The sequence below is a fragment of the Actinomadura rubrobrunea NBRC 15275 genome (genome assembly GCF_001552235.1).
Lineage (GTDB): Bacteria > Actinomycetota > Actinomycetes > Streptosporangiales > Streptosporangiaceae > Spirillospora > Spirillospora viridilutea.
The window spans coordinates 1-19,586 of record NZ_BCQU01000038.1 but is presented as its reverse complement, the minus strand read 5'-3'; the positions used below and the strand labels follow the sequence as shown (position 1 = coordinate 19,586).

Genomic DNA, 19,586 nt, shown 5'->3' with positions numbered 1-19,586 from the left:
GGCGCCTGTGGCCTGGTCCGGCACGGCCTTCCGTCACTGCCGAAATCGGGTTCGCGTTGCCGTCACCCATCGGGGTGTATGCACCACCACTTGGTGAGGCGGTGGGTTGTTGCATCGACACGACTGCCGGGTGACCGGCGGCGGCCATACGCGGCGCCTGCGGCGCGGGCGGATCGCCCTCCTGCTCCTGGCGGTCGTGACAACGAGCGGGTGGTTCGGAGTCGAGCCGACCGAAGTTGTGGGCGCCGGCACCGGGGACGCCGTGGGACTGGCAGCTGAAAGTGCCCGTCGATACGAGTGTGGACGTGCTCGTCTACGACATCGATGGGTTCGAGAACGGCGCGGATGTGGTGCGGGAGCCGCGCCGCGAAGGCCGTCGCGTCATCTGCTGCATCAACGTCGGCGCCGCCGAGTCGTTCCATCCGGACTACCGGCTGTTCCCGCGCGAGGTGGTGGGCAAGGGGAACGGCTGGGAGGGCGAACGGTGGCTGGACATCCGGCGTATCGACGTCCTCGGCCACGTCATGGCCCGCGCTTCGACATGTGCCGCGCCAAAGGGTTCAACGCGGGCGAGCCGACCTGGTGGACGGGTACGCCTCCGACACCGGCTTCCCGCTCACGGTGGATGACCAGCTGCGTGACAACCGGTTCATCGCCCGTCTGGCGCACGAGCGCGGCCTTTCGGTCAGGCTGAAGAATGATCTTCCGCAGATTTCCGCGTTGCTCGACGACTTCGATTTCGCCGTGAACGAGCAGTGCGCACAACTCGACGAGTGCGATCGGCTGTCGCCGTTCATTCGTGCGGGCAAGGCCGTGCCGCATGTCGAATACGAGTTGGAGCCGTCCGCCTTCTGTGCGCAGAGCCGCCGTCTCGACCTGAGTTCGATGCGCAAACGCCTCGATCTTGATCACTGGCGCGCCCCTGTCCCTGATCAGATAATCCTCTGGGGCGGTAGTGGTGAGGAGTTTGCTTCGGTGTATTCGCGCAGAAGTGTGCTGGGGGCGTTCACAGCCGCGTCGGTGGCGCACGCCACCCCTGCCCAGGCGTCGGCCGCGCGGGTCCTGCGGGCGCCGGTGCTGCGGCCCGGGGATCGGGTGCGGGTGGTGTCGCCGGGCAGCACGCCCGACCCGGCGCAGGTCGAGCGGGGCGTCGAGATCCTGCGGAGCTGGGGGCTGACGGTCGAGCTGGGGCGGCATGTGTTCGACCGGTACGGCTACCTGGCGGGACGGGACGAGGACCGGCTCGCCGACCTCCAGGAGGCGCTCGCGGATCCACAGGTGCGGGGCGTGTTCGCCGCGCGCGGCGGCTACGGGACGCAGCGGATCGTCGACCGGCTCGATCTGCGGCCGCTGCGGCGCCACCCGAAGGTCGTCGTCGGGTTCAGCGACATCACCAGCCTCCAGGCGCGGCTGTGGCGGGCCTGCAGGCTGGTCACCGTGCACGGGCCCATGGTGGCCTGGAACGACCGGCGCACCGGGCCGGAGTCGGCCGAGGCGCTGCGGGCGGCGGTGATGACGACGCGTCCGGTGGTGCTCACCCGCGATCCGGCGGAGACGACGGCGCCGGTCATGGTGCCGGGACGGGCCCGCGGGCCGCTGCTCGGCGGCAACCTGACGCTGGTGGACGCCGCGATCGGGGCCCGCGACTTCCCCGGGCTGCGCGGCGCGGTGTTCTTCTTCGAGGAGGTCGGCGAGGCGCCGTACCGGATCGACCGGATGCTCACCCATCTGCGCCGCTCGGGCGCGCTGAAGGGCGTGCGCGCCATCGTGATCGGCCAGATCACCGGGAGCGACGCCGAGCCGGGCGAGTGGGACGCGGTGGGCGTCCTGCGGGACCGGCTCGGCGATCTGGGCGTCCCGGTGCTGGGCGGTCTGCGGCTGGGGCACGGGAACGGGCAGCTCACCGTGCCCCTCGGCGCGCAGGCCGTCGTCGACGCGGCGGCGGGCACGCTGACGGTGGAGCCCGCGGTCGCGGACTAGCTCACTCCCCGGCGTGCGCCTGGCGGACCGCGTCGATGTCGAGCTTGCTCATCGAGAGCATCGCCCGGGTGGCCCGGGCGGCCTTCTCCGGATCGGGGTCGTGGACCAGTTCGATCAGACCGTCGGGGACGACCTGCCAGGACACGCCGAACTTGTCCTTGACCCAGCCGCACTGCGACTCCTGGCCGCCGTCCTCGGTGAGGCGCTCCCAGTAGTAGTCCACCTCGGCCTGGTCGGCGCAGTGGATCTGGAAGGAGACCGACTCGTTGAACGTGAACTCCGGTCCGCCGTTCAGGGCGACGAACCGCTGCCCGTTGATCTCGAACTCCACCGTGACCACCGACCCGGGTTCACCCGGCCCGGCCTCGGTGTAGCGGGCGATCCGCCCGATCCGCCCGTCCTTGAAGATCGACGTGTAGAAGCGGGCCGCCTCCTCGGCCTGTCCGTCGAACCACAGGCACGTGGTGAATCCCTCGGTGGCCATCCCTACCTCCTATGGCTATCGGTCGACCTGTGTCGCAGGTATCGACCGCCCGCCGCCGGAGAACTCATCGTCCCGCGCGTGATCCGTCAGCTGTTGTCGCGGAACACTGCGTTCGCCTGGACGCTCGTCAGGTTCCGCTCCGCCGCTCATGCGCGGACGCGGCTTTCCGACGGAACGTCCGGCATCCGTGACAACGAGGCGCTGCAGGATGGGAGGACGGCGGTACCAGACGTGCTCGGCGCCGTTCAACCCCGTAAAGACCTTCTCCGGGACCAGACGGCTCTTGGTCCCGGCACTGCTCGCGCGACGGACGAAAGGACTTTGGCGCCGCGCGACCGCCGTCCGAACGGGACCAACGCCCTGCCGATCGGGAGTCTTGCGCGCCTATCGCGCCGGCGAGGCGGGGGATTGAGTCGGTGGTGACACAACTCCCCCCGGAGAAGGTGAGAAGGCGATGGCTGTCACCAGTCGCAAGGCAAGCGGCGGGCACCGGCCCCTGCGTCCGCACCTGCCGGAACCGCTGACGTCGCCCGCCGCACGGTACGTGTGGGCGGTCGCCCGGGTGGCGCTGGGCTGGGTGTTCGCCTGGGCGTTCCTCGACAAGACCTTCGGCCTCGGTCACGAGACCCCCGCCGCCAAGGCGTGGATCGAGGGCGGCAGCCCCACCGAGGGCTTCCTCAAGAACTCGCCCACCGGCCCGTTCGAAGGCCTCTACCACGACATGGCCGGACTGGCCTGGGTCGACTGGCTGTTCATGATCGGCCTGGCCGGGATCGGCACCGCCCTACTGCTGGGCATCGGCATGCGCATCGCCGCCGCCAGCGGCGCCCTGCTGCTGGTGATGATGTGGACCGCCGTTCTGCCGCCCGACAACAACCCCTTCATGGACGACCACCTGGTCTACGCGATCGTGCTGGTCGGCCTCGCGCTGGTCGGCGCGGGCGACACGCTCGGCCTCGGCCGGTGGTGGAGTAACACCGCCCTGGTGCGCCGCTTCCCGATCCTGAAGTGACCGCCCGGTAGCGGCCGGCCCCCCAGAGTGTGCCTGGCCAAAGGGGCCGGTGGCGTCGATGACGACGCCCCCGGCCCCTTCTTCTGCGCACCGGCCACCAGGTGCAGCCGCCTTCACAGCGTCCCCGCCGCGGCGGTACTCGCCGAGATCATGTGCGGATGCCGGCTTCGGCGCGCATCACGGCGCGCCGCCGTGACCGAACCGCCCAACGCCGACGCCCGTGTGCCGTCCCCTCGCGGCGACACCCAGCACCGACACGGTGGCCAGTGACGTTCCACCCGAGCGGAAGGACTTCGTCCTCTGCTTGCGCCGGGGCGGGGCTGATGTCGTGCCGGCAGAGCAAAAGCCCTACGGTCCGGGGCGCCCGGACTTCATGCCTTGGGAAGCAGGTGATGTCGGCTTCCATGACCGAGGCGGGAGGGCACGCGTTGCTGCGCGACGGTGAGATGGTCCATATCCGGCCGCTGGTGCGGCCGCCGCGGTCGTGGTGGCCGCCGGGCACGCGCCGGCGCTGCGGGTTTCGGCGTCCGCGACGTGCTCAGCAAAGCCGGGCCGTCGGACAGCGCGCTGGGCAGCACGAACCGGCGCGCGGACGCGTGGGGCCGTGCGCCGGTCGTGTGGTGATTCAGCGGTGGCCGCGGCGGGTCGGGACGTCGCCCTGGCGTCGCGGTTCGGCGTCGTGGCCGGGGCCGTGCGAGACGCCCACAGGCGGGCGGTCGGGCGAGTCCACCGGGATGCGGGCCGGACGGTCGGGCACGGCGGGTTCCGGCCGGCCCTCGACCAGCGCGACGTCGGGCAGCAGCCCGGTCTCTTCCAAGTACTGGCGGCCGCGCGGGGTGAGATCCCACGCGTTCTGGCGCCACTCCTTGCGCTTCCAGACCACGCCCGCCGCCAGCAGACGGCGGCCCACCCGGCTGATCTCGGTCTCGTCGGTGCCGAGCTCGGCGGCGAGCTGCTTGTTGGAGATGCCCTGGCGGCGGGCCACGGCGACCAGGAACCGCGCCGCGTGCCCGTCGGGGTGCAGCTTGAGCTGCAGGTTGGACGGCAGACGGCGCAGCGCCCACTGCACACAGTCGATCAGGCCGAGGATGCGGCCCCGGCGTTCTCGCTGGTCGCCGTCGAGGTGGGGGACGTCCAGATAGTTGCGGTGGAGCCACTGGAGGCCGTCCTGCACCTCGACGAGGGTCGCCTCGTCGGCGCTCAGCGAGGCATCGGTGATGATCATGCCGAGCGCGCTGAACTGGCCCTCGGTGATGACCTTGGCGTTCTCCATCGCGTCGAGCAGCTCCCTGGCCTGGCTCCGGCGGTCCCTTCCCGTCGCCGGGCCTGCGCCCGGAAAGTCTGCTCTCGTGTTCACGGCGTCCCCCAGGGTCTCGAGTCGGGCCGGACCATTCCAGAGTGCGCCCATGCCAAGTGAATGTCAAGTGACACTTTCGGCAGCTCCGCGGCGCCCCGGCGTCACGGCGAACGAGCAGGTCGGCCAGGTTCGGCGCGCGGCGCGCGCAACGGCGGCGAACCCCGCGGCCACGTTCTGTATCAGATGCCACTGAAGGACTTGGCACACTGGAGTTAGCATCTGGCGGACCCGAGTAACGCTTCTTGTCAATCCCCCGGGGGCGCGTATGACGGATCAGCCGGAGGCAGATGCCTATCCGGCCCACCCCGCCGATCCCGCTGATCTCTTCGTGACGCTGTACGACGCGCTTCCCGACGACCTGTTCGAGGGATGGACGGTCACCGAGTGGTCCGGCGACCCCGAGGTGCGCCGGCAGGCCACCGAACTCTCGGAGACCGTGCTGGACCTGGGCGAGCTGCCGCCCGAGACCACGGAGAAGATCATCACCGAGGAGGGCCACCGCGGGCGCTTCACCGTGCTGCTGGCCCTGGACATCGCCCTGGCCCACGCCAATCCCTACGGCCCGTATCACGGCAGCCCCGCGATGACCGCGATCCTCGTCCGTTACCTGACCGAAGGGCGGTTCAACAGCGAGGAGACGGACGGGGCGCTGCTGCCGCGCTGCGCCTACCCGGGCAGGCCGCGCGGACGCCGCGCCAAGGACGAGTTCTTCGGCGTGCACCGCGTCCCCGCCGACTACTGGGACGGCGTCGAGCACGAGGTGCTCCCGGCCGTCCACGACGCGCACTTCTCCAAGGACCGTCCGGTGACGGTCGGGTGCGCGCCGCTGCTGGAGACCTTCGACGACGTCGAGCTGTCGTTCGAGAAGCGGTTCGGCATGACGGTCTACCGGCTGCGTCCGGTCGACTCGCCCGGGCTCCGCACCCGCATCAAGACGATCATCCGGCGCCTCGACGAGGCCGGCGCGCAGATCGCGGTGCTGCCGGAGGCGTCCCTCGACGACACGCTGCTGGAGTACTGGAAGGAGGCCGCGTTCGACAGCGCCGGCCGCGACCGGGAGGCGCACCCGCTGCGCTACCTGCTGGTCGGCAGCGGCCCGCTGGGCTCCACCGAGCCGCCGCCCAACCGCGCCGTCCTGCTGGACCGCTGGACGGGACGGGAACTGCTCGCCCAGGACAAGCTGTCGGGGTTCACGCTGGACGCGCGGCAGATGCGCGAGTGGCGGCTGCCGCACGCGCCCGCCGAGGGCGTCGCCGAGGAGTACATCACCCCGGGCACCGGCGTCCGCCTGCTCGACTGCTCGCTGGGCAGGATCGCCGTGATGATCTGCGAGGACCTCAGCCGCTCCATCGTCTGGGACCGCGAGCTGCGGGCCTGCGGCGTGTCCCACCTGTTCGTGCCGATCTTCTCCAAGCCGATCCTGCCGTTCCGGTGGGAGCAGCAGGGCGCCGAACGGCAGGTCACGCTGCTGGGCAGCTGGGTGACGGTGGCCAACAGCCTGGCGGTCGGCGCCGCGATTCCGGAGACCGAGATCCCGCAGCCGCGTTTCACCTGCCTGGTGGCGGGGCCGCGCGGCCTGGAGCGCGAGACGTACGGCATGGACATCCAGTTCGGACGCGCCGAGACGGGCGACGAGCTCGGAATGGTGGATCCCGCCGACGGTTCCGAGACCGGCGAACGGGTGCTGCCGAGAGTGTTCCCGGGCGCCGTCTACAACATGTGGCACGACCACTGGCCGCGGTGCTGACGGCGGGCGCTCATTCGACGGTGAACTCGGTGGGGCTGGACGCCGACCCGCCGGGCGTGGTGACGACGAGCCGTCCGCTGGCGGCGCCGGGCGGCACGGCGACGCGCAGGCCGGTGTCGGTGACGTCCAGCGCGGGGGCGTCCACCCCGCCGAACCGCACCGACGAGGCCGAGCCCAGTCCGACGCCGCGGATCGTCACCAGGCGGCCGACCGCGCCCGACGACGGCTCGACCGCGTCGATCTGGGGGCGCAGCGCCTGGTCGCGGCCGGCCTGCGGCGGCGACAGCAGCGTGGCGAACACCGCGCGCAGCTTCTCGGCGGTCTCGCGGGAGAACAGGCCGACCAGCGCGGCCACCGCGGTGATCCCGTAGGGGTTGAGGTCGGCGGCGGTGCCCGCCGGGGCGGTCAGCCCCCCGCGCAGCACCAGGTAGACCATCAGCCCTAACGCGGCGCCGATGAACGGCAGGAACAGGTACATCAGCAGCCAGCTGCGGCGCAGCGACCGGTTGCCGACGTACCAGTACAGCGAGCGCAGGGCGTGCACCGTGGCGCCGATCGCCCCGGCGGCCGCCACGATGACGAACAGGCTGGTCTCCCGGGAGATCCGCGGGGTCCAGCCCGGGAGGCGGACGACCACGGTCTCGGCGGGCGCCCGCGTGCCGCCGTCGGGCGCGGCCTGGGGCGCGGGCGGCCACGCCTGGACGAGCACCACCCACAGCGCCGCCATCAGCAGCACGAGAATCCCCGCCACGAGCACGATGTCGCGCAGACGCGCGTGCCCGCTCCCGACCGGCGACTGGCCACTCACCCCCTGCACACCCCCTTCGGGGGGCATATCGGGGCGGTTCGGGATCGCGTTTCCCTGACGCCCTCGTGACCGGCGGCGCACGCGGCCACAGCCCCGAAAATTGGGCAAATACGGATATGCCTCGTGATCACCATGAGCCATTACACGTTGGTTGAGTCTTCGCCGAAGCGCAACCATCCGGCACGGCGCCGGTCCTAGCCTCCGCGCATGCGCCGATCATCATCAGCAGCACTCGCGGTCGCCGTCGCCGGGCTGGTCACCGCCGCCGGCGGCACGGCCGCCCGCGCGGAGCAGAACGCCTGCGGCACCGCCACGCACACGATCGCCGAGGTCCAGGGCGCCGGCGACGCCACGCCCGTGAACGGCACGACCGTCACCGTCGAGGGCGTCGTCACCGGCGACTTCCAGGGCGCCGACCAGCTCAAGGGCTTCTTCCTGCAGAGCACCGCCCCCGACGGCGATCCCCGCACGTCCGAGGGCCTGTTCGCCTACTCGACGATCCCCGTCGAGGAAGGCGACCGCGTGCTGGTGACCGGCAAGGCCGCCGAGTACAACGGCCAGACGGAGCTGTCGCCCGTGACGGCCGTGCGGGTCTGCGGCACCGGCCGTCGCGTCAAGCCGACCGGCGTGCGGCTGCCGCTGCCCCAGGGCGTGACGCTGGAACGGTATGAGGGCATGCTGCTGCGCTTCCCGCAGCGCCTGACCGCCACCGAGACCTACCGGCTCGGACGCTACGGAGAGGTCGCGGTGGCGGCCGGCGGCCGCCTGTTCCAGCCCACCGACCGCCCCGGCGCGCCCTCGCAGGCCGCCAACGACGCGCGCCGCCTGCTGATCGACGACGGCTCCGACGTCCAGAACCCGGCGGACGTGCCCTACACCAGCCCGCGCGTCCTGCGCATCGGCGACTCCACCGCCGGGCTGACGGGCGTGCTCGGCTACGGGTTCGGCTCCTACCGGCTGCAGCCCACCCGGCCCGTCGCGTTCGCCCGCACCAACCCGCGCCCGGTCCGGCCGCGCAACGTCGGCGGCGACGTGAAGGTCGCCTCGTTCAACACCCTCAACTGGTTCACCACGCTGGGCGCGCGCGGCGCCGACACCGCCGCCGAGCGGGAGCGGCAGCTCGCCAAGCTCACCGCCGCCCTCACGGGCCTGGACGCCGACGTGGTCGGGCTCATGGAGGTGGAGAACAACGGCGACACCGCCGTCGAGGCGCTGGTCGACCGGTTGAACGCCGAGGTCGGCGCGGGCGCCTACGCGTGGATCCCGCATCCCGGCCCCGGCACCGACGAGATCAAGGTCGCGCTGATCTACAAGCCGGGCCGGGTGAGGCCGGTCGGCGCGGCCCGCTCGTCGGACGCGCCGGTGTTCGAACGCCGCCCGCTGGCGCAGGCGTTCCGGCCCACCACGGGCGGCGCCGTGTTCACCGTGATCGTCAACCACTTCAAGTCCAAGGGCTGCGACGGCGCCACCGGCCCCGACCAGGACCAGGGCGACGGACAGGGCTGCTACACCGCCCGCCGGATCGCCCAGGCCCGGGCGGTCGCCGACCTGGCCGCGCGGGAGACCGCCCCGCTGGTGATCGGCGACCTGAACTCCTACGGCGACGAGGACCCGGTCAGGGTGCTCAAGGCCGCCGGCCTGGCGAGCCTGACCGAACGCTTCGTCCGGCCCGACCGCCGCTACAGCTACGTCTTCGACGGCCAGTCCGGCGAGCTCGACCACGCCCTGGCGGGACGGTCCCTGGCGCGCCGCGTCACCGGCGCCGACATCTGGCACATCAACAGCGACGAACCGCCGATCCTCGACTACAACACCGAGTACAACCCGCCGTCCCTGTACGAGCCGGACGCCTACCGCTCGTCCGACCACGACCCGGTGCTGGTCGGCCTGCGGCTGCGCTGACCGCCCGTGCGGCCGGGGCCGTCCGGCGCCGACGGCCCTGGCCGAGCGTTTGCTCGGGGCGTATGATCCCGGTCACATTCCCCTCAGTGATCGGATGTGCCGTGGAGACTACTGCCGCTTCGCCGAGGCTCGGGTTCGGCATCGGGACGGACGGGTCGTACACGCGCGGCGGGCAGGTGCTCGCGTTCGCGCTGGGCCTGTGGACGATGCTGGCGTTCCTGCCGCTGCTGTTCGTCGGCGCAATCCTCTACACGCGGGCCGAGGAGCGGTTCGCCGAGGACCCGCAGGGCGCGCGGCGCCTGGTGACGTGGTCGTGGCTGTGCGTGTCGGTGCTGCCGCTCGTGCCGGTCGCGATCGGCGCCGTGGTGTACGCGTTCGCCGCCTGACCGCGGGGCGCCCCGCGCGGCCGCCGGGGCGCGGACGGCCGCGGGAAGAGGACAGGGGCCGCGTCGGTTGACACCCGTCATGAGCGTCCCTCCGTTCTCGGTTCTGGATCTGGCCCCCGTCGCCAGCGGCTCCACGTCCGCGCAGGCCCTGCGCAACACCCTCGACCTGGCCCGGCGCGCCGAGGCGCTCGGCTACCGGCGGTACTGGCTGGCCGAGCACCACGCCATGCCCGGGATCGCCAGCTCGGCGACGGCGGTGCTGATCGGGCAGGTGGCGGCGGTCACCGAGCGGATGCGGGTCGGCTCCGGCGGGGTCATGCTGCCCAACCACGCGCCGATGGTGATCGCCGAGCAGTTCGGGACCCTGGAGGCCCTATATCCGGGGCGGATCGACCTCGGCCTCGGCCGGGCGCCCGGCACCGATCCCGCCACCGCCCGCGCGCTGCGCCGCTCCCCCGACGCGCTGTCGGCGGACGACTTCCCCGAGCAGGTCGCCGAGCTGCGCGGCTACTTCCGTCCCGACAGCGCGGTCACCCCGGCGGCGGGCAACGAGCCGCCCGTGTGGCTGCTGGGCTCCAGCGGGTTCAGCGCCCGGCTGGCGGGGCTGCTCGGGCTGCCGTTCGCGTTCGCCCACCACTTCAGCGCCGAGAACACGCTGCCCGCGCTGCAGATCTACCGCGAGTCGTTCCGTCCGTCGCCGGACCTGGACCGGCCGTACGCGATGATCGCGGTGTCGGTGACCGCGGCCGAGAGCGACGAGCGCGCCCGGGAGCTGGCCGCCCCGCAGGCGCTGTCGTTCCTGCGGCTGCGGCAGGGCCGCCCGGGGCCGCTGCCCACGCCGGAGGAGGCGGCGGCGCACCCGTACACGCCGCTGGAACGCGAGATCATCCGGTCCCGGATGGAATCCCAGGTGGTCGGCGGCCCGGACACGGTGCGGCGGCAGATGGACGCGCTGGTGGAGCGGACCGCGGCCGACGAGGTCATGGTCACCACGATGGTGTACGACCACGCCGACCGCGTGCGCTCCTATGAGCTGCTCGCCGAGCTCTACGACCTCGAGCCCGAGCCCGTCGCGTCGCCGCGTTAGCCGCGGCCTCCCGCACCCGTCGTCCAGAACGCTCCTCGAGGAGGACTCGTGATCACCAGCAGGAGCAGGAAGCGCACCACCGCGTCGTACGCAAGCTGTCGCGCCGCGGGCGCGGGGACAGCGGAGGGATAGCGTGAGGCCATGAACGTGACCCCATTCTGGCTGGCCGGTCGGCCCGCGACCGGTGACGACGAGCTGACCGTTACCCACCCTTACGACGGGCGCGTGGTGGGCGCCGCGGCCGTCCCGACGCCGGCGCAGGTGGAGGAGGCGGTCGCCGCGGCCGCCGCGGTGCGCGCCGAGGCCGCGGCGCTGCCGCTGCACGTGCGGGCCGAGGCCCTGGCCCACGTGTCGCGGCGGCTGGCCGAGCGGTCCGAGGAGATCGCCCGGCTGATCACCGGCGAGAACGGCAAGCCGCTGATGTGGGCGCGGACCGAGGTGGCGCGGGCGGTCTCCACGTTCCGGTTCGCCGCCGAGGAGACCCGCCGGTGGAGCGGCGCCGCCCAGCGGCTGGACACCGACCCGGCGGCGGCCGGCCGGATGGCGTACATCGCGCGGGTGCCGCGGGGGCCCGTGCTGGGCATCACGCCGTTCAACTTCCCCCTCAACCTCGCCGCGCACAAGGTCGCCCCGGCGATCGCGGTGGGCGCGCCGATCGTGGTCAAGCCGGCGCCGGCCACCCCGCTGTCGGCGCTGCTGCTCGGCGAGCTGCTGGCCGAGACCGAGCTGCCCGCCGGGATGTTCTCCGTCCTGCCGCTGCCCAACGACCGCGCCGGCGGCCTGGTGGACGACCCGCGGCTGCCGGTCGTGTCGTTCACCGGGTCGGTGCCGGTCGGCTGGTCGATCCGCGACCGGGTGCCGCGCAAGCACGTCACGCTGGAACTGGGCGGCAACGGCGCCGCGGTGGTGCTGCCGGACGCCGACCTGGACTGGGCCGCGTCCCGCATCGCCCTGTTCTCCAACTACCAGGCCGGGCAGAGCTGCATCGCCGTGCAGCGGGTCTACGTCGACCGTTCGGTGCGGGACGTCTTCCTGCCCAAGCTGGTGGACGCGGTCAAGGGCCTGGTCACCGGAGACCCGTGGGACGACGCGACCCAGGTCGGGCCGCTGGTCAGCGAGGACGCCGCGCGGCGGGTGGAGAGCTGGGTGAACGAGGCGGTCGCCGCGGGCGCCCGCGTGCTGGCCGGCGGCACCCGCGAGGGCGCCGCCTACGCCCCCACCGTGCTGGCCGACGTGCCCGCGGACGCCAAGGTGGCGCGGGACGAGGTGTTCGGGCCGGTGCTGCTGGTGCAGCCGGTGGACGGGGTGGACGAGGCGTTCCGCCTGGTCAACGACTCGAAGTTCGGGCTGCAGGCGGGCGTGTTCACCCGCAACGTGGACATCGCCTTCCGCGCCTTCCGCGAGCTGGAGGTCGGCGGCGTGGTCATCGGCGACGTGCCGTCCTACCGGGCCGACCAGATGCCGTACGGGGGCGTCAAGGACTCGGGCGTGGGCCGGGAGGGCCTGCGCTCGGCGATGATCGACTACACCGAAGAGAAGATCATGGTGCTGACCGGCCTGCCGCTGTGAGCGCGCCCGGCGGGCGGCCCGCGGGTGCGGCCGCCCGCCGGGCCTCGCGTCCGCCGTCACGGCCGCCGTCCACCCGGCACCCCTCTCCCCAGAAAAATCCTTTTGCAGGATATTTGCATCTATATAACGAAACAGAATGTATCGGGCTTAGTACGCCATGTTGCTGTTTCGGCCTATTTGTCGGGGGTAGTGCGGCCACAAGCCGGTTGAGGCGAGGGGCAGGACGCATGGACTTCCGCAAGGGGCTGGTCACCGGAGCCGCGATCTACCTCGGCGCACGCGGCGGGATGGCGGCGGCGCGCCGGTGGGAGCTGGGCCGGCGGCTGGAGCGGGCCGTCACCACACGGATCGACGCCCGGCTCGAACGCGCGGTCCGCACGCTGACGGCCAAAGCCGAGCACGGCGGACCGCTCATGAAGGGCGCGCTGGCGGGCGTGCGGCGGCTGAGCGAGGGCCGCTCGCCGACGCGCGCGGTGCTCAGCGCGGTGTGGACGGTGCTCAAGGAGACGATCGCGGGCGTCTTCGGCGGCGGCGCGAAGGCGAAGGTCGTCAACATCGTGGAGCACATCGACATCGGCGCGCCGCGGCGGGTCGTCTACGACCAGTGGACGCAGTTCGCAGACTTCCCCTCCTTCATGAAGAAGGTGCACAGCGTCAACCAGGAATCCGACGAGAAACTCACCTGGACCGCCCAGATCTTCTGGTCCACCCGGACCTGGGAGTCCACCATCACCCAGCAGATCCCCGACGAGCGGATCGCCTGGCAGTCCAAAGGCGCCAAGGGACACGTCGACGGCAGCGTCACCTTCCACGAACTCGCCCCCGACCTGACCCGCGTCCTCGTCTCCCTCGAATACCACCCCAAGGGATTCTTCGAAAAGACCGGCAATATCTGGCGCGCCCAAGGACGGCGCGTACGGCTGGAACTCAAGCACTTCCGGCGCCACGTCATGAACCACGTCCTCACGCATCCCGAACAGGTCCACGGCTGGCGGGGTGAGATCCGGGACGGCCAGGTGGTCGACGGGCACCGGGGCGAGGCGCGGAGGATTCCGCAGACATCGACGTAGGCGGAGGTCGACACATCATGAAGTTCGCCAAAGCAACGACCGGGGCGGCCCTATGGCAGCTGGCCAAACGGGTCGGCGGCAAGAAGCAGTCGCCGGTCGACCGGGTCACCGACGCGCTCACCGGCGGCGGCAAGTTCCCGCTGCCCGTCAACCGCACCACGGCCACGGCGGGCGGCGCGCTGCTCGGCCTCGGCGCCGCCATCGCGGCGGCCAGGGCGGCGAGCCGTCTCAGCCGGCGCGCACCGGCCCAGGAGACCTCGGCGTCCGGGAGCGGCGCACCGTCCACGGCCGAGACCGAGAAGGCCGCGGGGAGCGCGCCCGAGAAGGCGCGCGGCGGCAAGGAGTCCGGCGGGACGGAGCGCAAGCCCTCGGCCGGCGGTCTCAAGCGGCTGTTCGGCAAGGCGCCGGAACGCGCCGAAGGCGCGGGACGCGGCGGTCGCGGCGGCGGCAAGAAGATCAAGGTCACCAATATCGTCGAGCACATCGACATCGGCGCGCCGCGGCGGATGGTCTACGACCAGTGGACGCAGTTCGAGGACTTCCCCTCCTTCATGAAGAAGGTGCACAGCGTCAACCAGGAATCCGACGAGAAACTCACCTGGACCGCCCAGATCTTCTGGTCCACCCGCAGCTGGGAGTCCACCATCACCCAGCAGATCCCCGACGAGCGGATCGCCTGGCAGTCCAAAGGCGCCAAGGGACACGTCGACGGCAGCGTCACCTTCCACGAACTCGCCCCCGACCTGACCCGCGTCCTCGTCTCCCTCGAATACCACCCGAAAGGATTCTTCGAGAAGACCGCCAACCTCTGGCGCGCGCAGGGACGCCGCGTGCGACTGGAACTCAAGCACTTCCGGCGCCATCTCATCAACCACGTCCTCAGCCACCCCGAAGAGCTCGAGGGCTGGCGCGGCGAGATCCGCGACAGCGAGGTCGTCAAGTCGCACGAGGACGCGCTCGCCGCAGAAGGCAAGACGCCGCGCCGCGCGAAGAAGCACGAGGAACACGCGGAAGAGCGCGCGAAGGAGAAGGAGTACGAGCAGGTCTGAGCCCCGCTGCGCGGCGGACGGCGCGGTCAGCCCGACCGGCCGAGCCGCCGGTGGCGGGCCGCGCGGACGGCGCGGTCGGCGGCCGGCAGGTGCGCCAGCTCGCGTTCGAGGACGGCGGCGACGCGGCGGCAGAACGCGTCGGGTTCGTCGGCGGCGTCGGGGCGCTCGGCGACGACCGCGTCGACGATGCCGTCGCGCAGCAGGTCGCGCGAGCGCACGCCCTGCGCCGCGGCCGTCTCGGCGGCCCGGTCCACGGTGCGGTGCACGATCGCCGAGGCGCCCTCGGGCGGCAGCGGCGACAGCCACGCGTGCCGCGCGCACAGCACCCGGTCGGCGGGCAGCAGCGCCAGCGCCGCCCCTCCGGTGCCCTCGCCCAGCAGCAGGCACAGCGTCGGCGCGGGCAGCGTGATCAGCTCGGCCAGGCAGCGGGCGATCTCCCCGGCCAGGCCGCGCTCCTCCGCCTCGACCGACAGCACGGCGCCGGGGGTGTCCACCACGGTCAGCAGGGGCAGGCCCAGTTCGGCGGCCAGCCGCATGCCGCGCCGGGCGACGCGCAGCCCGGCCGGTCCGAGCGGGTGGCCGGAGCGCTGGCTGCGCCGGTCCTGGCCCACGATGACGCAGGGGGACGACCCGAAGCGGGCGAGCGCGAGCAGCAGCCCGGGGTCGGCCTCGCCCTCGCCCGTCCCCGACAGCGGCGTCACGTCGGACGCGCCGTGCCGCAGCAGGTCGCGGACGCCGGGGCGCTCCGCGCGCCGCGTGCGCACGATCGACTCCCAGGCGGGGACGTCCGGCGGATCCTCGAAGAGCTCCTCGGCGGGCTCGGGCGGCGGCCGCCGGCCGCGCTCCCCGGCCCCGCACAGCACGTTCAGCGCGGTGGCGGCCCTCTCGGCGAGCTCGTCGGCCCTGACGACGGCGTCCACCACGCCCTTGGCGGCCAGGTTCTCGGCGACCTGCACGCCGTCCGGGAACGGCTCGCCGCGCAGCGCCTCGTGCACGCGCGGCCCCAGGAAGCCGATCAGCGCACCCGGCTCGGCGGCGGTGACGTGCCCGAGCGACCCCCACGACGCCAGCACCCCGCCGGTCGTGGGGTGCCGCAGGTACACCAGGTAGGGCAGGCCGGCGGCGCGGTGCGCCATCACGGCGGCGGCGATGCGCGCCATCTGCACGAACGCGACCGTGCCCTCCTGCATGCGGGTGCCGCCGGACGCGGGCGCGGCCAGCAGCGGCAGCCGTTCGCGGGTCGCGCGTTCCACGGCGGCGACGATCCGGTCGGCGGTGGCCACGCCGATCGACCCGGCGAGGAAGGCGAACTCCGACACCACCAGCGCCACCCGCCGCCCGCGCAGCCGCCCCTCGCCGGTGATCACGGCCTCGTCGCACCCGCTGCGCTCGCGGGCCGCCGCCAGCTCGCGGGCGTAGGGGGAGCCCGGCTCGGCCGCGTCCGCGGGGGGCCGGTCCCACGGGACCCAGGTGCCGGGGTCGAGGACGTGGGCGACCAGCGCCGCGGCCCGCATGCCGCGCCGCGCGCCGCCGAACGACCGTTCGACCGGGGCCGCGCCCGAGGACGAGGCCGCGGCGGAGGAACGGGACGGTCGTGATCGCGGCCCGCCGTTCATGCTGGAAGCGTAGCGGCGGGGTCAAGCGCCGGGCGCGGTCAGGTGCGCTCGGGGGGGACGGGCGAGCGGCAGCCGCAGCAGCAGGCGGGCGCCCTTGTCGCTGTCGGCCACGTGCAGGCTGCCGCCGTGGGCGATCGCGATGTCGCGGGAGATCGGCAGGCCGAGGCCGGTGCCGCCGTGCTCGCGGCGCCGGGCCCCGCCGAGCCGCTGGAAGCGCAGGAACACCCGTTCGCGGTCCTCGGGGGCGATGCCGGGCCCGTCGTCGAGGACCTCCAGCTCGGCGGTGCGCCCCTCGGCCCGCACGTTCACCCACACGCGGCTGCGGGCGTAGTGCTCGGCGTTGTCCAGCAGGTTGACCAGCAGCCGGCGCAGGTGGTCGGGGCTGCCCAGCACCAGCACCCCGGGCTGCGCGGACAGCTCGACGGGCACCTCCGAGCGGCGCCGCTCCAGCTCCTCGGCGGCCAGCTCGCCCAGGTCGACCGGGCGCCGCTCGATCTGCACGCCCGCCTCCAGGCGCGCCATGAACAGCAGGTCGGCGACGATCCGCTGGAGCCGGTCGGCGTCGTCCAGGGCGGCGCGGGCGACCTCGGGCCACTGCTCGTCCTCGGGGTTCTCCAGGGCGTCCTCCAGCTGGGCCCGCAGGCCGGTCAGCGGGCTGCGCAGCTCGTGCGAGACGTCGGCGGCGAACGCCCGCTGCCGCTCGACGGTCCGCTGCAGGCGGATCAGCGCCAGGTTGATCTCCTCGCCGAGCTCGGCCACCTCGTCGGCGCCGCCGGGCACGCTCACCCGGCCGTACGGCTCGCCCCCGCTGATCGCGGCGAGTTCGGAGCTCATCACATGGAGCGGTCGGAGGGCGCGCCGCACCGCGCCCCACACCAGCCACGCCGTCAGCGCCATGGACAGCGGGACGAGCAGCACCAGCGTGATGACGAGCATCCGTCCGACGGCGGCGTGCTGGTACTCGGGGGTGCCCGCGTAGACGGTGCGCCAGCCGGCGCGCGCCCGCACCCGCGTGGCCGAGACGAAGACCTTGCTGGGAACGCCGGGGACGGTCACCCGCTCGGTCGCGATCTCCCCGGGGCGGGACGGATGCAGGTCGGAGATCGGCGGATACCCGGCCAGCGCCGCGCTCGCGGCCAGCACATGGTCGTGGTCGTCCACCGACTGGAGCAGGTTGTACCCGTCCACCTCAGACTGCAGCGCGTCCCCGCGCGGGTCGTGCAGGCGGACGGTGGCGGCCAGTTCGTGGACGGCGTCCCGCCCGCGCTGGCGCACTTGGTCGTCGGTGGTCCAGCGCAGCGTCAGATAGAACGCCGCCACGCCGAGCGACAGCAGCAATCCCATGATCACGGTCGCGACGACCGTCACCCGCAGCCGCAGCGACCATTCGGACAAAGGCGGGAAGAGCAGTCGGCGACGTGGCATCCGTGGCGCCCTCCCGTCCCAGACCGCCTACGACCTGTGCGCCGCGGTTCCCGAGGGCCGGGGGGCATGCCGAAACGGGAACACCGAACGATCGGCAGGACCCGTTATACCGAGGGACGGGGCGGCGAAACCTGGCGAAGCGTGCCGACGGGGACGCCGCATCCAGGGCCGACCCGCGGGACGTCGCCGCCGGTGACCGGGACGGGCCGTGCCTCCACCGCCCCGGTCACCGGACAGTCCCCGCCGTTGGAGCGCCCCGCACGGCGGGGACGACCTGCTCGGCCCACTGCGCCAGCACGGCGTCGGGGGCGACGAGCCGTTCCTCCGGCAGCGCCAGTCCCGGTGTGGGGACCGTCGCGCCCAGCTCGACGAGCAGGGGTCGAAGGTGGACCTCCACGGCCAGCGCGTGCTCCGGGGCGCCGACCACCAGCAGCGGCAGCGCCGTCGTCCCGACGAGCGCCCGGTGCGGCAGCAGGTCGAGGAACGCCTTGAGCAGCCCGGTGTAGGCGCCCTTGTAGACGGGACTGGCGACCAGCAGCAGATCGGACGCGCGGACCCGGTCGAGCGCGTCGGTCACCTCCCGCGGCGTCGGCGACTCCAGCACCGCGGGGCCGAGCGCCGACAGGTCGACGACGTCGACCGCGTCGGGCAGTCCGGCGGCGCGGACCACCGCGCGGGCGGCGGCCACCGCGACGGACGCGGTGCGGGAGGCGGGACGCGGGTTGCCGACGACGACCGTGAAGCTCACGTCCGCCATCCTGGCGAGGATTCCCCACTAAGTCAACAGGTATTACCTGTTTTGTCGGCGGATGCCGACCGACCTGGCCGAACACCGGCGACAGGAGGGGTCCGCGGCGACCCGGGACGTGGATTGGAGGCGGATCGATGCCCGCGCGAGCGGTACCTCCCACCCCTAGAGCGCCGCCCGCGCGGACATCGCCTTCGGTGCCGCCGACCGGCGCCTCGCGCGCCGAGGAGGTTCCGGCGAGGCCGGCCGGTCGCCGATCCGGGAACCACTGTGCCGAACGTTCATGCACGCGGTGCTACATCGAAGTGACGATCACGTTTCGGCCCGTGTTTGCGCGTCCGTCCCCCTCGACCGGGGATCCGGCACCATACTTGGTCCCTATCGGGGCAGGCCGTAAATGGGCGTCGAAAGGGGTCACGAGGTACGGCATGGAAGCGCACGCATCCGGCTCCCCCCAGGGAAGCGGCTCCCCCGCCGACGACGTACGCCCCCTCGAACCCACCGACCCCCGATCGGTGGGCGGCTACACCCTGCTCGGCCGGATCGGCTCCGGCGGGATGGGCACCGTGTACCTGGGCCGCGAGCCCGGGACCGACCGGCGGGTCGCGGTCAAGACCATCCATCCGCACCTGTCCGCCCGGCCGTCCTACCGCCGCCGGTTCCGCGACGAGGCGGTCCTCGCCGGGCGGGTCGCCTCGTTCTGCACCGCGCGGGTGCTGGCGCACGGCGAGGAGGACGGCCGTCCCTACATCGTCAGCGAGTACGTCGGCGGCATCTCGCTGCAGCACCGCATCACCTCCGGGGGCCCGCTGCCGCCCGCCGACCTGCACGGCGTCGCCGTGGGCGTGGCGTCGGCGCTGGCCGCCATCCACGCGGCGGGCCTGGTGCACCGCGACCTCAAGCCCGCCAACGTGATGCTCACCCTGTCCGGCTGCCGGGTCATCGACTTCGGCATCGCCCGGGCGCAGGACTCCCCGTCCACGACCACCACCGGCGGCACCGTGCTCGGCACGCCCGGCTGGATGGCGCCCGAGGTGCTGTCCGGCGGCGCCGCCACCCCGGCCGCCGACGTGTTCGCCTGGGGCTGCCTGATCGTGTACGCGGGGACGGGGCGGCTGCCGTTCGGCGACGGCCAGCCCACCGAGGTCGCCCTGCGGGTGATGCACGAGCAGCCCGACCTGTCCGGGCTGCCGCCGACCCTGGAGCCGGTGGTGCGCGCCGCGCTGGCCAAGGACCCCACGGCCCGGCCGTCGGCCGCCGATCTGCTGCTCACGCTGGTCCGGCAGACCGAGGCCCCGCCGGAGGCCGCCGCGGCCGCGCCCGGCCCGGCGGCGCCCGGCCCGGCG

The 19,586-nt window shown here is 73.1% G+C and carries 17 protein-coding genes and 1 pseudogene; 12 read left to right on the top strand and 6 right to left on the bottom strand.

Going from position 1 to position 19,586, the window contains the following annotated elements; genetic code table 11:
- The first annotated feature begins 281 nt into the window (after nt 1–281).
- From AR3_RS32920 to AR3_RS13970, 3 genes and pseudogenes are all read left to right on the top strand, one after another.
- Nucleotides 282–629 (top strand): endo alpha-1,4 polygalactosaminidase, encoded by a 348-nt coding sequence (locus AR3_RS32920; protein ID WP_390098768.1) that lies wholly within the window; start codon nt 282–284, stop codon nt 627–629.
- Nucleotides 544–855 (top strand): annotated as a pseudogene (locus AR3_RS32915) (endo alpha-1,4 polygalactosaminidase); the annotation flags it as partial. The gene AR3_RS32920 and the pseudogene AR3_RS32915, both read left to right, overlap by 86 nt.
- 120 nt (nt 856–975) lie before the next feature.
- Nucleotides 976–1,980 carry a S66 peptidase family protein gene (locus AR3_RS13970; RefSeq protein WP_169803832.1) on the top strand — a complete coding sequence of 335 codons (1,005 nt, stop codon included), beginning with the start codon at nt 976–978 and terminating at the stop codon, nt 1,978–1,980.
- A gap of 1 nt (nt 1,981) precedes the next feature.
- On the opposite strand, the gene AR3_RS13965 is transcribed toward AR3_RS13970, so the two are convergent.
- Nucleotides 1,982–2,464, bottom strand: a complete 483-nt coding sequence (locus tag AR3_RS13965) for a VOC family protein (RefSeq protein WP_067914175.1) — start codon at nt 2,462–2,464, stop codon at nt 1,982–1,984.
- Between the two features lie 454 nt (nt 2,465–2,918).
- Between AR3_RS13965 and AR3_RS13960 the strand changes: the two genes are divergently transcribed.
- On the top strand, nt 2,919–3,476 hold the full coding sequence (locus AR3_RS13960) for a hypothetical protein (protein WP_106258836.1): 558 nt from the start codon (nt 2,919–2,921) through the stop codon (nt 3,474–3,476).
- 625 nt (nt 3,477–4,101) lie between these two features.
- Here AR3_RS13960 and AR3_RS13955 read toward each other — a convergent pair.
- Nucleotides 4,102–4,749, bottom strand: coding sequence for a MarR family winged helix-turn-helix transcriptional regulator (locus tag AR3_RS13955; protein ID WP_067914172.1), 648 nt, complete (start codon nt 4,747–4,749; stop codon nt 4,102–4,104).
- Nucleotides 4,750–5,161: 412 nt separating this feature from the next.
- On the opposite strand from AR3_RS13955, the gene AR3_RS13950 reads away from it, so the two are divergent.
- Nucleotides 5,162–6,580 (top strand): carbon-nitrogen hydrolase family protein, encoded by a 1,419-nt coding sequence (locus AR3_RS13950; RefSeq protein ID WP_067914169.1) that lies wholly within the window; start codon nt 5,162–5,164, stop codon nt 6,578–6,580.
- A 10-nt stretch (nt 6,581–6,590) separates the two neighbouring features.
- Here AR3_RS13950 and AR3_RS13945 read toward each other — a convergent pair whose 3' ends face one another.
- Nucleotides 6,591–7,388: an IPT/TIG domain-containing protein gene (locus AR3_RS13945; RefSeq protein ID WP_169803834.1), complete on the bottom strand. Its 798-nt coding sequence runs from the start codon at nt 7,386–7,388 to the stop codon at nt 6,591–6,593.
- Nucleotides 7,389–7,595: 207 nt separating this feature from the next.
- Between AR3_RS13945 and AR3_RS13940 the strand changes: the two genes are divergently transcribed.
- The 6 genes from AR3_RS13940 (at nt 7,596) to AR3_RS13915 (ending at nt 14,451) form a co-directional block, all read left to right on the top strand.
- On the top strand, nt 7,596–9,290 hold the full coding sequence (locus AR3_RS13940; protein ID WP_067914163.1) for an ExeM/NucH family extracellular endonuclease: 1,695 nt from the start codon (nt 7,596–7,598) through the stop codon (nt 9,288–9,290).
- Between the two features lie 101 nt (nt 9,291–9,391).
- Complete coding sequence (locus AR3_RS13935) at nt 9,392–9,676, top strand: hypothetical protein (RefSeq protein ID WP_146150299.1); 285 nt, start codon at nt 9,392–9,394, stop codon at nt 9,674–9,676.
- A gap of 79 nt (nt 9,677–9,755) precedes the next feature.
- Complete coding sequence (locus tag AR3_RS13930) at nt 9,756–10,763, top strand: LLM class flavin-dependent oxidoreductase (RefSeq protein ID WP_067914158.1); 1,008 nt, start codon at nt 9,756–9,758, stop codon at nt 10,761–10,763.
- Between the two features lie 141 nt (nt 10,764–10,904).
- Nucleotides 10,905–12,332, top strand: coding sequence for an aldehyde dehydrogenase family protein (locus tag AR3_RS13925; RefSeq protein ID WP_067914155.1), 1,428 nt, complete (start codon nt 10,905–10,907; stop codon nt 12,330–12,332).
- A gap of 227 nt (nt 12,333–12,559) precedes the next feature.
- Complete coding sequence (locus AR3_RS13920) at nt 12,560–13,402, top strand: SRPBCC family protein (protein WP_067914152.1); 843 nt, start codon at nt 12,560–12,562, stop codon at nt 13,400–13,402.
- A 17-nt stretch (nt 13,403–13,419) separates the two neighbouring features.
- The gene (locus AR3_RS13915; RefSeq protein WP_067914150.1) at nt 13,420–14,451 is read left to right on the top strand and encodes an SRPBCC family protein; all 1,032 of its coding nucleotides are present in this window, start codon (nt 13,420–13,422) and stop codon (nt 14,449–14,451) included.
- Nucleotides 14,452–14,477: 26 nt separating this feature from the next.
- Here the strand turns inward: AR3_RS13915 and AR3_RS13910 are convergent, their stop codons facing one another.
- The 3 genes from AR3_RS13910 to AR3_RS13900 form a co-directional block, all read right to left on the bottom strand.
- Nucleotides 14,478–15,965, bottom strand: a complete 1,488-nt coding sequence (locus AR3_RS13910; RefSeq protein ID WP_067914148.1) for a carboxyl transferase domain-containing protein — start codon at nt 15,963–15,965, stop codon at nt 14,478–14,480.
- 123 nt (nt 15,966–16,088) lie between these two features.
- Entirely contained in the window at nt 16,089–17,492 is a 1,404-nt protein-coding gene (locus AR3_RS13905; protein WP_106258830.1) for a sensor histidine kinase, read from the bottom strand.
- A 226-nt stretch (nt 17,493–17,718) separates the two neighbouring features.
- A complete protein-coding gene (locus tag AR3_RS13900) occupies nt 17,719–18,249 on the bottom strand; it encodes an NADPH-dependent FMN reductase (RefSeq protein ID WP_174545449.1) in 531 nt (176 codons plus the stop codon).
- A 419-nt stretch (nt 18,250–18,668) separates the two neighbouring features.
- On the opposite strand from AR3_RS13900, the gene AR3_RS13895 reads away from it, so the two are divergent.
- A partial coding sequence (locus tag AR3_RS13895) for a serine/threonine-protein kinase (protein ID WP_169803833.1) occupies nt 18,669–19,586 on the top strand: 918 nt, incomplete at its 3' end.

Bases quoted from the DNA above. Each gene is read 5' to 3' on its own strand.
- AR3_RS13965 (WP_067914175.1), bottom strand. From the start codon at position 2,464: ATGGCCACCGAGGGATTCACCACGTGCCTGTGGTTCGACGGACAGGCC.
- AR3_RS13960 (WP_106258836.1), top strand. From the start codon at position 2,919: ATGGCTGTCACCAGTCGCAAGGCAAGCGGCGGGCACCGGCCCCTGCGT.
- AR3_RS13955 (WP_067914172.1), bottom strand. From the start codon at position 4,749: ATGGAGAACGCCAAGGTCATCACCGAGGGCCAGTTCAGCGCGCTCGGC.
- AR3_RS13940 (WP_067914163.1), top strand. From the start codon at position 7,596: ATGCGCCGATCATCATCAGCAGCACTCGCGGTCGCCGTCGCCGGGCTG.
- AR3_RS13930 (WP_067914158.1), top strand. From the start codon at position 9,756: ATGAGCGTCCCTCCGTTCTCGGTTCTGGATCTGGCCCCCGTCGCCAGC.
- AR3_RS13925 (WP_067914155.1), top strand. From the start codon at position 10,905: ATGAACGTGACCCCATTCTGGCTGGCCGGTCGGCCCGCGACCGGTGAC.
- AR3_RS13920 (WP_067914152.1), top strand. From the start codon at position 12,560: ATGGACTTCCGCAAGGGGCTGGTCACCGGAGCCGCGATCTACCTCGGC.
- AR3_RS13915 (WP_067914150.1), top strand. From the start codon at position 13,420: ATGAAGTTCGCCAAAGCAACGACCGGGGCGGCCCTATGGCAGCTGGCC.
- AR3_RS13910 (WP_067914148.1), bottom strand. From the start codon at position 15,965: ATGCGGGCCGCGGCGCTGGTCGCCCACGTCCTCGACCCCGGCACCTGG.
- AR3_RS13905 (WP_106258830.1), bottom strand. From the start codon at position 17,492: ATGCCACGTCGCCGACTGCTCTTCCCGCCTTTGTCCGAATGGTCGCTG.
- AR3_RS13900 (WP_174545449.1), bottom strand. From the start codon at position 18,249: ATGGCGGACGTGAGCTTCACGGTCGTCGTCGGCAACCCGCGTCCCGCC.